This window comes from Streptomyces sp. NPDC046261 (assembly GCF_040646235.1).
GTDB lineage: Bacteria > Actinomycetota > Actinomycetes > Streptomycetales > Streptomycetaceae > Streptomyces.
Genome location: NZ_JBEYZU010000020.1, coordinates 1 through 14,748, shown reverse-complemented (window position 1 = coordinate 14,748; position 14,748 = coordinate 1). Strand labels below are relative to the sequence as shown.

The following is a 14,748-nucleotide window of genomic DNA, read 5'->3' as shown; positions in this document are numbered from 1 at the left end:
TCGTGCTCTCTTCCTGTCACAAAGGGTTCGCTGCGGAGTCCGGGGCGGGAGGGGTCAGCCGACCGCGCCTTCCATCTGCAGCTCGATCAGCCGGTTGAGCTCCAGCGCGTACTCCATCGGCAGCTCGCGGGCGATCGGCTCGACGAAGCCGCGGACGATCATCGCCATGGCCTCGTCCTCGGACAGACCGCGGCTCATCAGGTAGAAGAGCTGGTCGTCGCTGACCTTGGAGACGGTCGCCTCGTGGCCCATGGAGACGTCGTCCTCGCGGACGTCGACGTAGGGGTAGGTGTCCGACCGGGAGATGGTGTCCACCAGCAGGGCGTCGCAGAGCACGTTCGACTTGGAGCCGTGGGCGCCCTCGCCGATCTCGATGAGGCCGCGGTAGGAGGTGCGGCCACCGCCTCGCGCCACCGACTTGGAGACGATGTTGGAGGAGGTGTTCGGCGCCATGTGGACCATCTTGGCGCCGGCGTCCTGGTGCTGGCCCTCGCCGGAGAAGGCGATGGACAGGGTCTCGCCCTTGGCGTGCTCGCCCATCAGGTAGACGGCCGGGTACTTCATCGTCACCTTGGAGCCGATGTTGCCGTCGACCCACTCCATGGTCGCGCCCTCGTAGGCCACGGCCCGCTTGGTGACCAGGTTGTAGACGTTGTTCGACCAGTTCTGGATCGTCGTGTAGCGGCAGCGGCCGCCCTTCTTGACGATGATCTCCACGACGGCGCTGTGCAGCGAGTCCGAGGAGTAGATCGGGGCGGTGCAGCCCTCGACGTAGTGCACGTAGGCGTTCTCGTCGACGATGATCAGGGTCCGCTCGAACTGGCCCATGTTCTCCGTGTTGATGCGGAAGTAGGCCTGCAGCGGGATGTCGACGTGGACGCCCGGCGGGACGTAGATGAAGGAGCCACCGGACCACACGGCGGAGTTCAGCGAGGCGAACTTGTTGTCGCCGACCGGGATCACCGTGCCGAAGTACTCCTGGAAGAGCTCGGGGTGCTCCTTCAGGGCGGTGTCGGTGTCCAGGAAGATGACGCCCTGCTCCTCCAGGTCCTCACGGATCTGGTGGTAGACGACCTCGGACTCGTACTGGGCGGCGACACCGGCGACCAGGCGCTGCTTCTCCGCCTCGGGGATGCCCAGCTTGTCGTAGGTGTTCTTGATGTCCTCCGGCAGGTCCTCCCAGGAAGCGGCCTGCTTCTCGGTGGAGCGCACGAAGTACTTGATGTTGTCGAAGTCGATGCCGGTCAGGTCCGAGCCCCAGGTCGGCATGGGCTTCTTGTCGAAGAGCTTGAGGCCCTTGAGGCGGAGCTTCAGCATCCACTCAGGCTCGGACTTCTTGGCCGAGATGTCGCGGACGACCTCCTCGGAGAGGCCGCGCTTGGCCGCGGCACCGGCCTCGTCGGAGTCGGCCCAGCCGTATTCGTACGTGCCCAGGCCCTCGAGCTCAGGGTGGGCAGTCTCCGTGGGGAGAGTCATGCGGGGTTCCTCCCGGCCGTGCTGGTGGATGCGGTGGTGGTCTTTTTGGGGATGTACGTCGTGCACACACCGTCACCGTGGGCGATGGTGGCGAGACGCTGCACATGTGTCCCGAGCAGGCGGGAGAAGACCTCGGTCTCCGCCTCGCACAGCTGCGGGAACTGCTCGGCGACATGGGCGACCGGGCAGTGGTGCTGGCAAAGCTGTTCGCCGACCGGCGCGCTACGCGCCGTAGCAGCGTACCCGTCCGCGGTCAATGCCCGGGCGAGAGCCTCCGTGCGCTCCTCGGGGGAGACGGCTTCCAGGGCCTCGCGGTAGGCCTCGGCCTGTGCGGCCATCCGGGCGCGGGCGAAGGCGGCGACGGCCGCCTCACCCATCGCGCCGCCGCCCGCGGACTGGGCGATCCAGCGCAGCGCGTCACCGGCGAGCTGGTCGTAGGCCTGGTCGAAGGCGTCCCGGCCGCAGTCGGTCAGGGCGAAGACCTTGGCGGGACGGCCACGGGAGCGGGCGCCGTAGACGCGCTTCTCACGGGGCTCGACCACGCCCTCGGCCACCAGGGTGTCGAGGTGGCGGCGGACGGCCGCCTGGGTGAGCTCCAGGCGCACGGCCAGCTCGGCCGCGGTGGACGGACCGTGGTCGAGGATGGACCGGGCGACGCGGTTGCGGGTGCCGGACTGCTCGTCGTGGGGTGCGGGTACGCGGGGGCCCTGCCCGGCGGCCGACTCGGCCACGGGTCCCTGTGGAGCTTCGCCCGCGTATTTCACAACACCATTGTTGCGTAATTGCCGGAGCCGCGACAAGCGCGTCCGGATCACGGAACGGTGGCTTTGATCACTTAGGGTTACCTAACCCGTGACCCCGGCGGCTCCGGCCGCCCCGCGGGCTTCGTACACTTCCGGGCATGCATGCACCCGCGGTCGCAGTCCACGGCCTGGTCAAACGGTACGGGGCGAAGGCCGCGGTCGACGGCCTCGACCTGAGCGTCGCGACCGGCGGCGTCACCGCCGTCCTGGGCCCCAACGGGGCCGGCAAGACCACCACCATCGAGACCTGCGAGGGCTACCGGCGCCCCGACGCCGGCACCGTCCGCGTGCTGGGGCTCGACCCCCTCGCCGACTCCGCGGCCCTGCGCCCGCGCATCGGCGTGATGCTGCAGAGCGGTGGCATCTACGCCGGCGCCCGCGCGGAGGAGATGCTCCGGCACACGGCGTCACTGCACGCGCATCCCCTGGACGTCGACGCGCTGATCGAGCGGCTCGGGCTGGGCGAGTGCGGCCGCACCGCCTACCGGCGGCTGTCCGGCGGACAGCAGCAGCGGCTCTCGCTGGCCATGGCCGTCGTCGGCCGCCCCGAGCTGGTCTTCCTCGACGAGCCGACCGCGGGCCTGGACCCGCAGGCCCGGCACGCGACCTGGAACCTGGTGCGCGAGCTGCGCGCGGACGGCGTCACGGTCGTGCTGACCACGCACTACATGGACGAGGCCGAACAGCTGGCCGACGACGTCGCCATCATCGACGGCGGCAAGGTCGTCGCCCAGGGCAGCCCCGAGGAGCTGTGCCGCGGCGGCGCCGAGAACAGCCTGCGCTTCACCGGCCGGCCCGGCCTGGACCTGGCCTCCCTCCTCAAGGCCCTGCCCGCCGACTCCGCCGCCGTGGAGCCGGCCCCCGGCTCCTACCGCGTCAGCGGCACCGTCGACCCGCAGCTGCTCGCGACGGTCACGTCCTGGTGCGCCCAGCACGGAGTCATGCCCGACCGCATAACGGTCGAGCGGCACACGCTCGAAGACGTCTTCTTGGAACTGACCGGCAAGGAGCTGCGCGCATGACCGCCACCGGTACCTTCGCGCCGAGGCCCGGCGCGGCTCCGCTCGGCCGGATGATCCGGGCGCAGGCCGCGCTGGAGACGCGGATGCTGCTGCGCAACGGCGAGCAGTTGCTGCTGACCGTCGTCATCCCCACCCTCCTGCTGGTGCTCTTCAGCACCGTCGACATCGTCGACACGGGTGAGGACAAGGCCGTGGACTTCCTGGCCCCCGGCGTGCTGGCGCTGGCCGTGATGTCGACGGCGTTCACCGGCCAGGCCATCGCCACCGGCTTCGAGCGCCGCTACGGCGTGCTCAAGCGGCTGGGCGCCTCTCCGCTGCCGCGCTGGGGCCTGATGACGGCGAAGACCTGCTCGGTGCTGGTCACCGAGATCCTGCAGATCGCGCTGCTGACCGCGATCGCCTTCGCGCTCGGCTGGTCGCCGCACGGCAACCCCCTGACCGTGCTGCTCCTGCTCGTCCTCGGCACCGCCGCGTTCTCCGGGCTCGGACTCCTGATGGCCGGCACCCTCCGGGCGGAGGCGACGCTGGCCGCGGCCAACCTGGTCTTCCTGCTCCTGCTGGTCGGCGGCGGCGTCATCGTGCCGCTGGAGAAGTTCCCCGAGGCCGCCCGGACCGTACTCGCCCTGCTGCCCGTCTCGGCGCTCTCCGACGGCCTGCGGGACGTACTGCGCGACGGTGCGGCCATGCCCTGGGCCGACCTGGGCATCCTGGCCGCGTGGGCGGCGCTGGGGCTGGGCGCGGCGGCCCGGTTCTTCCGCTGGGAGTAGGGGCGCACCGCCACGGACGACCCCTCGTGAATCCGTGCACAAGCACACCCTTACGATGGCTTCCGTGCCGAAAACGCTGAATCCCCTCCAGCTCGTCGCCGACCGCTGGCAGCCCTCCGAACGCTTCGTCCGGCGGGCCGCGCTGGCCTGCGTCGTCATGGGCGTGATCATCGTCGTGACGGGCGGCGCGGTCCGGCTCACCCAGTCGGGGCTGGGCTGCCCCACGTGGCCCACGTGCACGGAGGACAGCCTGACGCCGACGCCCGAGATGGGCATCAACGGCGTCATCGAGTTCACCAACCGCATGCTGACCTACGTGCTGTGCGTGGTCGTGGGCGTGGCGATCGTCGCGGCACGCGCGCGTGCCCCGCGCCGCCGCTCCCTCACCCGGCTGGGCTGGACGCAGTTCTGGCTCATCGCGGGCAACGGCATCATCGGCGGCATCACGGTGCTGACGGGGCTCAACCCCTACATCGTCGCCTCGCACTTCCTGGCGGCGACCGCGCTGCTGACGGTGGCCGTGGTGATGTGGCACCGCTCGGGCGAGGGCGACGACGAGCCGCGCGACCTGGTGGCCCGTCCGGTGCGGCAGCTGACCGGGGTACTGGTCGCCGCGACGGCCCTGCTGATCGTGGTCGGCACCGTCGTGACGGGTGCGGGCAAGCACGCCGGCGACGCGGCCAAGGACATCCACCGCATCCCGCTGGACTGGCACCAGATCACCCAGCTGCACGTCGACTTCGTGTTCGTCGTCGTGGGCCTGACCGTGGCCTTGTGGTTCGTGCTGCGGGCCGTGAACGCGCCCGCCGCGCCGCGGCGCCGGGCGGTCGAGCTGTTCGCCGTCCTGATGCTGCAGGGTCTCGTCGGCTTCGTGCAGTACTTCAACGACTCACCCGAACTCATCGTCGGCGTCCACATGTTCGGTTCCTGCCTGGTGTGGATCGCGGTCCTGCGGGTCTTCCTGTCGCTGCGCGAGCGCGGCGGGGCGACGGCCCTGCCCGCCCCCTCCGGGGAGCCCGGGGCCGCCGCCGCTCAGCCCGCGACGGCGTCCAGCCGGTAGACCCTGCGGGCGGTGCCGGCGGCCACCAGCGAGCAGATCCGCCCCGCCTCGGCCGCCCCGCACCAGCCGTCCGCGACCCAGTCGCCCATCAGCCGCTCCATGGCCCGTACGAACAGCCGGGCGGCCACCACGTACAGCTCCGCCAGGCCCCGTGCGCCCGTGGAGAACAGCAGCTTGCCGAAGGGCGCCTCGCGCAGGGTCTCCTCGGGCCGGGTCCCGACATCCGCGTAGACGTGCGGGAAGGCGGCGGCCAGCTGGGCCGCCTGCCGCCGGTGCCAGGGGTCCGGCAGCAGCACGAGGTCCACACCCTGGCTCGCGGTGGCCCGCAGGAAGCCCGTGAGCCGCTGCGGGTCCGGGCAGTGCAGCTGCAGCGGCAGGCCCGTGGCGACCGCGCTCCACAGCAGGTGCCGTCCCAGGACGGGCTCGGCGGGCGCCTCTCCGGCGTGGCGGGTGTGCAGCCAGCGCCTGGCGGCCTCGCGCACCTCGGCGGCCGCGGGCGGGGCGCCGTCGCAGAAGGCGACGCCGGAGGCGAAGGCCGTGGCGGTGCGGGAGGCGGCGTAGAGGGCCTCGGCCGTACAGGCCAAGAAGGCGTCCGCACTGCCGCAGGTGTCCGCCACACGGGCGGCCAGGGGTTCCAGTCGTACGACCTCATGGGCGCGGCCGTCGGCGGCGCGGGCCAGCTCGGCGGGCGAGGTGAGGTCGCCGGGCGCCTCCGCGGCCAGCAGGAACGTGCCGATGCCGGCGCCGCGCAGCAGCAGGTGCCCCGCGCGGTAGGCGCCCAGTTCGCGGCGCCTGGCCAGATAGCGGACGGGTGCGCAGTGCGGTTCGAGGCCCAGCAGGGGCGGGCACCAGCGGCGCACGGCGAGGCCGGCGCGGCTGTCGAAGAAGGTGGTGCCGGGCGGCGCGGGCCCGGTGGACCCGGCGGCCTCGGCCAGGTGCGTCTCGAAGGCGCCGAGCCCCAGGTCGCCGTGGACGGCCCCGTGGCTGTACTGGTCGACGAGCGGCGGTATGCCGTCCCTGCGGTCGTCCATGCGCCCCTCCTCGCCGGTCCCCACCGCGCGGCGCCGTGGCGCCGCTCCCGGTGGTTCTAACGGGCGAAGGGGCCGTCAGTTATCGGCGGAGGGGTTGGCGGGGCCGCCGATCTGGATGCCGGCCATGCGGGACCACTCGTACGGGCCCGTGCGGACCTTGGCGGCCATCTCGCCGTCGAAGTCGTCCTGGAGGGTGATCCCGGCCAGGGCGGCGGCCTCGCGGGCGGTCTCGAAGTCGCGGGCCACGAGGTTGCCCCACTCGCCGTTGGCGCCGACGAGGGCGATGCGGGTCGTTCCGCGCCCTATGTGGGCGAGCTGGCCCTCGGCGCTGCCGCCGTGGCTCCTGGCGAAGGCGGTGATCTGCTTGGCCAGCTTCGCTGCCTGCTTGTTGTCTGCCATGGCCAGGATGCTACCGACGGGTAGCCGAAAAAGGCGATGGGCGGCCCGGGTGGCTTTGGCCACCCGGGCCGCCCATCGGCAGCCGTTCGGCTCAGCGCAGGAAGGGGTCGATCGCGACGGCCGTGAACAGCAGCGACACATAGGTGATCGACCAGTGGAACAGCCGCATCTCCTTGAGCTTGGCGCCCGTGATGCCGGCCTTGGCGCGGGCCTGCAGCGCGTGCGCCTCCTTCAGCCAGAGCCCGCCGCAGACCACGGCGACGAGCGTGTAGAACCAGCCCGTGTAGCCCAGTGGGGTGAGCAGCAGCGAGACACCGACCATCACCCAGCTGTAGAGGACGATCTGCTTGGCCACGGCCTTGTTGCCGGCCACGACCGGCAGCATGGGCACGCCCACGCGCTCGTAGTCGTCCTTCACCTTCATCGACAGCGGCCAGTAGTGCGGCGGCGTCCAGAAGAAGATGACGAGGAAGAGGATCACGGAGGCCCAGGAGACCTCGTTCTTCACCGCGGACCAGCCGATGATCACCGGCAGGCAGCCGGCGATGCCGCCCCAGACGATGTTCTGTGCCGTACGCCGCTTGAGGATCATCGTGTAGACGACGGTGTAGAAGAGCGACGCGCCCAGCGACAGCATCGCCGACAGGGGGTTGACCAGAATCCAGAACCACACGGTCGACCCGACGGTCAGCGCGGCGGCGAAGACCAGGCACTCGCGGGGCGAGACCATGCCGGTGACCAGTGGACGCTGCGACGTACGGTCCATCATCGCGTCGATGTCGCGGTCGTAGTACATGTTGAACGCGCCGGCGCCGCCGGCGGAGAGGTACCCGCCGACGCAGGTGGCCAGCACGAGCCACAGGTCGGGCACGCCCTCGGCCGCGAGGAACATCACCGGCACCGTCGTCATCAGCAGCAGCTCGATGACGCGCGGCTTCGTGAGTGCCACGAACGCCTTGACACGGGCCCCGAGCGGCCGGTGACCCGGGACCGGGCTCTCGGTGAGCACCCCCGCAGGACGGGATTCGACGGCCGTCACGCACACCCCTGACAGAGATAAGGCCAGCAAGCGCGTCCGGGCGGGAATCCCGGGTAAATGCTTGCGCGTACCACGCCACTCTAGACGCAGGGGATGGCGCGGCCTTCGCCGGGGTGGGGTCGTGTTGGGGCCCCGGCGCCGCCGGATCGCAGGCCGCGTAACCCGACAGAACGGTCGCGTTCGAGAGGCGGGCGGGCCCCGCGCCCGGCAGGCTGGAGTCATGGCCGTCATGCCGCGCCGGGAAACTTCTGCATACGGATGAGGCTGCGCCGGTTCTCGCACTCAAATGAGAGCCGGTCAGCCCGACTGTACGTCGAAAAGATGCGCGTCCCAGCGGGGGTAGGCTCGACTGCGCCGCGTCGTGGCGGGCAATACCGCCCCCGGCAGATTGAACATGTGGAGAGGAGCCCTGATCCGAGGGTGAGCACCAAGCCGACCACCACAGACCTCGAATGGACCGAACTGGACCAGCGGGCCGTCGATACCGCCCGCGTCCTGGCCATGGACTCCGTGCAAAAGGTCGGCAACGGCCATCCGGGCACGGCCATGAGCCTGGCGCCCGCCGCCTACCTGCTGTTCCAGAAGCTGATGCGGCACGACCCCAGTGACGCCGACTGGACCGGCCGCGACCGTTTCGTCCTCTCCCCCGGTCACACCAGCCTGACGCTCTACATCCAGCTCTTCATGGCCGGCTACGGCCTGGAGCTCGCGGACCTGAAGGCCTTCCGCACCTGGGACAGCAAGACCCCCGGTCACCCGGAGCACGGCCACACCCGCGGTGTGGAGACCACCACCGGCCCGCTGGGCCAGGGCATCGCCAACGCCGTGGGCATGGCGATGGCCGCCCGCTACGAGCGCGGCCTGTTCGACCCGGAGGCCCCGCAGGGCGAGTCGCCCTTCGACCACACCATCTGGGCGATCGTCTCCGACGGCGACCTGGAGGAGGGCATCTCCGCCGAGGCGTCCTCGCTGGCCGGCCACCAGAAGCTCGGCAACCTCATCGCGCTCTACGACGACAACCACATCTCGATCGAGGGCGACACCGCGACGGCCCTCTCCGAGGACGTCCTCAAGCGCTACGAGGCGTACGGCTGGCACGTCCAGCGCATCGAGCAGGCCCCCAACGGCGACTTCGACGTCCAGGCCCTGTACGCGGCGTTCAAGGCCGCGCAGGCCGAGACCGAGCGCCCCTCGATCATCGCGGCCCGCACGATCATCGCCTGGCCGGCCCCGAACGCCCAGAACACCGAGGCCTCGCACGGCTCGGCGCTCGGCGACGCCGAGGTCGCGGCGACCAAGAAGGTGCTGGGCTTCGACCCCGAGCAGACCTTCCAGGTCGAGGACGCGGTCTTCGCGCACGTCCGCCAGGTCGTCGACCGCGGCGCCGAGGCGCACGCCGCCTGGGACAAGCGCATCCAGCAGTGGCGTCAGGCCAACCCCGAGCGCGCCGCCGACTTCGACCGCATCAACGCGGGCGAGCTCCCCGACGGCTGGGAGAAGGCCATTCCGGTCTTCCCGGCCGGCAAGGACGTCGCGACCCGCAAGGCGTCCGGCGAGGTCCTCAAGGCGCTGGGCGGCGTGATCCCCGAGCTGTGGGGCGGCTCCGCCGACCTCGCCGGCTCGAACAACACCACCATCGACGCGTCGTCCTCCTTCCTCCCGGAGGGCAACCCGCTGCCGGAGGCGCACCCGTACGGCCGTACGGTCCACTTCGGCATCCGCGAGCACGCCATGGGCTCGACCATGAACGGCATCGCGCTGCACGGCAACACCCGCATCTACGGCGGCACCTTCCTGGTGTTCTCCGACTACATGCGCCCGGCCGTGCGCCTGGCCGCGCTGATGAAGCTGCCGGTCACCTACGTGTGGACGCACGACTCCATCGGCCTGGGCGAGGACGGCCCGACCCACCAGCCGGTCGAGCACATGGCCGCGCTGCGGGCCATCCCGGGCCTGAACATGGTCCGCCCGGCCGACGCCAACGAGACGGCGATCGCCTGGCGCGAGATCACCAAGCGTCACACCACCCACCCGGCGCCGCACGGTCTGGCCCTCACCCGCCAGAACGTGCCGACGTACGAGGCCAACGAGGGCGTGGCCAAGGGCGGCTACGTGCTGTTCGAGGCCGAGGGCGGCCGCCCGCAGGTGATCCTGATCGCCACGGGCTCCGAGGTGCAGCTGGCCGTCGAGGCCCGCACCGCGCTCCAGTCCGAGGGCATCCCGACCCGCGTGGTCTCGATGCCGTCCGTCGAGTGGTTCGAGGAGCAGGACCAGGCGTACCGCGACGGCGTGCTGCTGCCGGACGTCAAGGCCCGCGTGGCCGTCGAGGCCGGCATCGGCCTGACCTGGCACCGCTACGTCGGCGAGGCCGGCCGCATCGTCTCGCTCGAGCACTTCGGCGCCTCCGCCGACTACAAGGTGCTCTACCGCGAGTTCGGCCTGACCTCGGAGGCCGTCGTCGAGGCCGCCCGTGAGTCGATCGCCGACGTCAACCGCCGCTGACGACGCCCGTTTACAACCAGTAGGAGATGCAAACCCCATGACAGACGCACTCAAGCGCCTCTCCGACGAAGGCGTCGCGATCTGGCTGGACGACCTGTCCCGCAAGCGCATCACGTCGGGCAACCTCGCCGAGCTCATCGACCAGAGCCACGTCGTGGGCGTCACGACCAACCCGTCGATCTTCCAGAAGGCCATCTCCAGCGGTGACGGCTACGAGCAGCAGCTCGCCGACCTCGCCGTGCGCAAGGTGACCGTGGAAGAGGCCATCCGCATGATCACGACGGCGGACGTCCGCGACGCCGCCGACATCCTGCGCCCGGTCTTCGACGCGACCGACGGTCAGGACGGCCGGGTCTCCATCGAGGTCGACCCGCGCCTGGCGCACGACACGGCCGCCACCGTCGCCGAGGCCAAGCAGCTGGCCTGGCTGGTGGACCGCCCCAACACCCTCATCAAGATCCCGGCGACCAAGGCGGGCCTGCCCGCGATCGCCGAGACCATCGGCCGGGGCATCAGCGTCAACGTCACGCTGATCTTCTCGCTCGAGCGCTACCGCGCGGTCATGGACGCCTACCTGACCGGTCTGGAGAAGGCCAAGGCCGCGGGCCTGGACCTGTCCCTGATCCACTCGGTCGCGTCCTTCTTCGTCTCCCGCGTGGACACCGAGATCGACAAGCGCCTGGACGCGCTGGGCACCGACGAGGCCAAGGCGCTGCGCGGCAAGGCCGCCCTGGCCAACGCCCGCCTGGCCTACCAGGCCTACGAGGAGGTCTTCTCCTCGGACCGCTGGGCCGCCCTGGAGAAGGCCGGCGCCAACAAGCAGCGTCCGCTGTGGGCCTCGACCGGCGTCAAGGACCCGGCCTACAAGGACACCCTGTACGTGGACGACCTGGTCGCCCCCAACACGGTGAACACCATGCCGGAGGCCACCTTGGAGGCCACCGCCGACCACGGGCGGATCACCGGTGACACGGTGCGCGGCACCTACGAGCAGGCCAAGGCCGAGCTCGACGCGATCGCGAAGCTGGGGATCTCCTACGACGACGTCGTGCAGCTCCTGGAGGACGAGGGCGTCGACAAGTTCGAGCAGTCGTGGAACGACCTGCTGAAGTCCACCGAGGCGGAGCTCAAGCGCCTGGCACCGGAGGCCTGAATTGAGCAGCAGCAATCCGCTGCGTGACGCTCTGGACCGACGGCTCCCGCGTATCGCGGGGCCGTCGGGCCTGGTCATCTTTGGCGTCACGGGCGATTTGTCCCGTAAAAAGCTGATGCCGGCCGTCTACGACCTGGCCAACCGCGGCCTGCTGCCGCCGGGCTTCTCCCTGATCGGCTTCGCCCGCCGCTCCTGGGCGGACGAGGACTTCGCCCACGAGGTGTACACCGCGGTCAAGCAGAACGCGCGCACCCCGTTCCGCGAGGAGGTCTGGCAGCAGCTGGTGCAGGGCTGCCGCTTCGTCGAGGGCGACTTCGGCGACGACGAGGCCTTCGAGACGCTCAAGAAGACCATGGAGGAGCTGGACAAGGCACAGGGCACGGGCGGCAACTTCGCCTTCTACCTGTCCGTGCCCCCCAAGTTCTTCCCCACGGTCGTCCAGCAGCTCAAGAAGCACGGCCTGGCCGAGCAGAAGGAGGGCTCCTGGCGGCGCGCCGTCATCGAGAAGCCCTTCGGCCACGACCTGAAGAGCGCCCAGGAGCTGAACCGGATCGTCCACGAGGTCTTCCCGGCCGAGGCGGTCTTCCGGATCGACCACTACCTGGGCAAGGAGACGGTCCAGAACATCCTGGCGCTGCGCTTCGCCAACACCCTCTTCGAGCCGATCTGGAACCGGTCCTACGTCGACCACGTGCAGATCACCATGGCCGAGGACATCGGCATCGGCGGCCGCGCCGGCTACTACGACGGCATCGGCGCCGCCCGCGACGTCATCCAGAACCACCTGCTGCAGCTGCTGGCGCTGACCGCCATGGAGGAGCCCGCCTCCTTCGACGCGGACGCGCTGGTCGCGGAGAAGACCAAGGTGCTGGGCGCCGTGCGGCTGCCCAAGGACCTCGGCAAGGACACCGTGCGCGGCCAGTACGCGAACGGCTGGCAGGGCGGTGAGCAGGTCGTCGGCTACCTCGAAGAGGAGGGCATCGACCCGCAGTCGAAGACCGACACCTATGCCGCGATCAAGCTGGAGATCGACAACCGCCGCTGGGCGGGCGTCCCGTTCTACCTGCGCACCGGCAAGCGGCTCGGCCGTCGCGTCACCGAGATCGCGGTCGTCTTCCAGCGCGCCCCGCACTCGCCCTTCGACCACACCGCGACCGAGGAGCTGGGACAGAACGCCCTGGTCATCCGGGTGCAGCCGGACGAGGGCGTCACCATGCGGTTCGGTTCGAAGGTGCCGGGCACCTCGATGGAGGTCCGCGACGTCTCGATGGACTTCGCCTACGGCGAGTCGTTCACCGAGTCCAGCCCCGAGGCGTACGAGCGGCTCATCCTCGATGTGCTGCTCGGCGACGCCAACCTCTTCCCGCGCCTGCGGGAGGTCGAGCTCTCCTGGGAGATCCTCGACCCGATCGAGGAGTACTGGGACAGCCACGGCAAGCCCGCCCAGTACGCGGCCGGCACCTGGGGCCCGGTCGAGGCGGACCAGATGCTCGCACGAGAGGGACGGAGCTGGCGTCGGCCATGAAAATGGATCTCACGGACACCACGGCCAGCAAGATCAACAATGCCCTGGTCCAGGGGCGCCGGGCCATCGGCACCCCCGCCATCGGCATGGTGCTGACCCTGGTCATCGTCACCGACGAGGAGCACGCGTACGACGCGCTCAAGGCGGCCAACGAGGCCTCCCGCGAGCACCCCTCGCGCAAGCTCGTCGTCATCAAGCGCGTCAGCCGCTCCCCGCGCGACCGCGCCCAGGCCCGCCTGGACGCCGAGGTGCGGGTCGGCACGTCGGCCGGCACCGGCGAGACGGTGGTGCTGCGGCTGTACGGCGAGGTCATAGACCACGCCCAGTCGGTGGTGCTGCCGCTGCTGCTGCCGGACGCCCCCGTGGTCGTGTGGTGGCCGGTGGCCTCCCCGATCGACCCGGCGAAGGACCCGCTCGGCGCGCTCGGCCAGCGCCGGGTCACCGACACCTACGCCGCCGAGGACCCGGTCACGGAGCTCGCGGCCCGTGCCGCCAGCTACACGCCCGGCGACACCGACCTGGCCTGGGCCCGGATCACGCCGTGGCGCTCGATGCTCGCCGCCGCCCTGGACCAGCAGCCGGGCATCGAGGTCACCTCGGCCGAGGTCGAGGGCGAGGCCTACAACCCCAGCGGTGAGCTGCTGGCCATGTGGCTCGCCGACCGCCTGGGGATCACGGCCCGGCGGACCGTCTCCGAGGGGCCCGGCCTGACGGCCGTCCGCCTGGAGACCACCTCCGGCGTCATCACCCTGGACCGCCCGGACGGCTCCCTGGCCACGCTCTCCATGCGCGGCCAGCCGGACCGCGCCGTGGCGCTCAAGCGGCGGGACACCGCGGAGCTGCTCGCCGAGGAGCTGCGCCGGCTGGACCCGGACGACATCTACGAGTCCGCGCTGAAGTACGGCGTGGAGAGGCTCGGCGAGCCGGTGCCGGCCGCCCCGGCGGCGGCCGGCGGATCGGCCGGCCCCGCGCCGGCCCCGGAGGCCGCCGAGGCCACCGAGCCCGCCAAGGCCGAAGCCGCCGAAGCCGCCGAGGACAAGCCCGCTCCGGCGAAGAAGTCCTCCGGCAAGAAGGCGGCGTCCAAGTGAGCACGCCCCAGATCGTCGTCCACCGGGACAAGGAGCTGATGGCCCAGGCCGCGGCGGCCCGGCTGATCACGAAGATCGTGGACGCCCAGGCCGCCCGCGGCTCGGCGTCCGTCGTCCTCACCGGCGGGCGCAACGGCAACGGGCTGCTCGCGGCCCTCGCCGCGGCGCCCGCCCGGGACGCGGTCGACTGGTCGCGCCTGGACCTGTGGTGGGGCGACGAGCGGTTCCTGGCGGACGGCGACCCCGAGCGCAACGCCACGCAGGCGCGCGAGGCCCTGCTCGACGCCGTGGACCTGGACCCCGCACGGGTGCACTACATGCCCGCGGCGGACGGCACGTACGACGACGCGGACGCGGCGGCGGAGGCGTACGCGGCCGAACTGGCCGCCGCCGCCCGCCCCGAGGACCACGGCCCGGTGCCGTCCTTCGACGTCCTCCTGCTGGGTGTCGGCCCGGACACGCACGTCGCCTCGCTCTTCCCGGAGCTCCCGGGCGTCCGCGAGACCGAGCGCACGGTCGTCGGCGTCCACGGCGCCCCGAAGCCGCCGCCGACCAGGGTCTCCCTGACCCTGCCGGCGATCCGCGCGGCCCGGGAGGTCTGGCTGCTGGCGGCGGGCGAGGACAAGGCCAACGCCGTGGCCATGGCCCTGTCCGGTGCCGGAGAGATCCAGGCCCCGGCGGCCGGCGCCTATGGCTCCCGCCGCACCCTGTGGCTCCTGGACCAGCCCGCGGCCGCCCAGCTGCCGAGGGACCTGTACCCACCGGCGTCGCCCTGACAAACGGCCGGACGGGCTGGATTTCTTGCCGGAACCGGCGGAAATCCAGGGTCCAGGTCGGCGGGGACCGCGGGCGCCGTGGCGGGGCGGGCGGCGATCACCGCCGC

13 protein-coding genes are annotated in these 14,748 nt (G+C 71.3%); 8 read left to right on the top strand and 5 right to left on the bottom strand.

All coding sequences use genetic code 11. The features are described from left to right. Nucleotides 1-54: 54 nt before the first annotated feature. Both sufB and ABZ956_RS25870 read right to left on the bottom strand, forming a co-directional pair. Complete coding sequence (gene sufB / locus ABZ956_RS25875) at nt 55-1,476, bottom strand: Fe-S cluster assembly protein SufB (RefSeq protein ID WP_361898238.1); 1,422 nt, start codon at nt 1,474-1,476, stop codon at nt 55-57. Beyond that, nucleotides 1,473-2,207, bottom strand: coding sequence for an ArsR family transcriptional regulator (locus tag ABZ956_RS25870; RefSeq protein ID WP_361898235.1), 735 nt, complete (start codon nt 2,205-2,207; stop codon nt 1,473-1,475). Before ABZ956_RS25870 ends, sufB begins: the two co-directional genes overlap by 4 nt. Before the next feature lie 170 nt (nt 2,208-2,377). Between ABZ956_RS25870 and ABZ956_RS25865 the strand changes: the two genes are divergently transcribed. The 3 genes from ABZ956_RS25865 (at nt 2,378) to ABZ956_RS25855 (ending at nt 5,128) form a co-directional block, all read left to right on the top strand. Next, nucleotides 2,378-3,301, top strand: coding sequence for an ABC transporter ATP-binding protein (locus ABZ956_RS25865; protein WP_361898233.1), 924 nt, complete (start codon nt 2,378-2,380; stop codon nt 3,299-3,301). Beyond that, a complete protein-coding gene (locus ABZ956_RS25860; protein ID WP_361898230.1) occupies nt 3,298-4,068 on the top strand; it encodes an ABC transporter permease in 771 nt (256 codons plus the stop codon). The genes ABZ956_RS25865 and ABZ956_RS25860 overlap by 4 nt, the downstream gene beginning before the upstream one ends. Before the next feature lie 64 nt (nt 4,069-4,132). Continuing rightward, complete coding sequence (locus ABZ956_RS25855; RefSeq protein WP_361898227.1) at nt 4,133-5,128, top strand: COX15/CtaA family protein; 996 nt, start codon at nt 4,133-4,135, stop codon at nt 5,126-5,128. Here the strand turns inward: ABZ956_RS25855 and ABZ956_RS25850 are convergent. The 3 genes from ABZ956_RS25850 to ABZ956_RS25840 form a co-directional block, all read right to left on the bottom strand. After that, on the bottom strand, nt 5,101-6,159 hold the full coding sequence (locus ABZ956_RS25850) for an amidohydrolase (RefSeq protein ID WP_361898224.1): 1,059 nt from the start codon (nt 6,157-6,159) through the stop codon (nt 5,101-5,103). The genes ABZ956_RS25855 and ABZ956_RS25850 overlap by 28 nt on opposite strands. Nucleotides 6,160-6,234: 75 nt before the next feature. Beyond that, nucleotides 6,235-6,558: a hypothetical protein gene (locus ABZ956_RS25845; protein WP_361898221.1), complete on the bottom strand. Its 324-nt coding sequence runs from the start codon at nt 6,556-6,558 to the stop codon at nt 6,235-6,237. 91 nt (nt 6,559-6,649) lie between these two features. Continuing rightward, entirely contained in the window at nt 6,650-7,597 is a 948-nt protein-coding gene (locus tag ABZ956_RS25840) for a heme o synthase (RefSeq protein WP_361898218.1), read from the bottom strand. Nucleotides 7,598-8,017: 420 nt separating this feature from the next. Between ABZ956_RS25840 and tkt the strand changes: the two genes are divergently transcribed. The 5 genes from tkt to pgl are packed head-to-tail and all read left to right on the top strand — an operon-like array spanning nt 8,018 to nt 14,641. Continuing rightward, nucleotides 8,018-10,099 carry a transketolase gene (gene tkt / locus ABZ956_RS25835; RefSeq protein ID WP_361898215.1) on the top strand — a complete coding sequence of 694 codons (2,082 nt, stop codon included), beginning with the start codon at nt 8,018-8,020 and terminating at the stop codon, nt 10,097-10,099. A 37-nt stretch (nt 10,100-10,136) separates the two neighbouring features. Next, nucleotides 10,137-11,252: a transaldolase gene (gene tal, locus ABZ956_RS25830; protein ID WP_361898213.1), complete on the top strand. Its 1,116-nt coding sequence runs from the start codon at nt 10,137-10,139 to the stop codon at nt 11,250-11,252. A gap of 1 nt (nt 11,253) precedes the next feature. Next, the gene (gene zwf, locus ABZ956_RS25825) at nt 11,254-12,777 is read left to right on the top strand and encodes a glucose-6-phosphate dehydrogenase (protein ID WP_361898210.1); all 1,524 of its coding nucleotides are present in this window, start codon (nt 11,254-11,256) and stop codon (nt 12,775-12,777) included. Further along, nucleotides 12,774-13,865 (top strand): glucose-6-phosphate dehydrogenase assembly protein OpcA, encoded by a 1,092-nt coding sequence (gene opcA, locus ABZ956_RS25820; protein WP_361898207.1) that lies wholly within the window; start codon nt 12,774-12,776, stop codon nt 13,863-13,865. The genes zwf and opcA overlap by 4 nt, the downstream gene beginning before the upstream one ends. Continuing rightward, nucleotides 13,862-14,641, top strand: coding sequence for a 6-phosphogluconolactonase (pgl, locus tag ABZ956_RS25815; RefSeq protein ID WP_361898204.1), 780 nt, complete (start codon nt 13,862-13,864; stop codon nt 14,639-14,641). Before opcA ends, pgl begins: the two co-directional genes overlap by 4 nt. Nucleotides 14,642-14,748: the final 107 nt, after the last annotated feature.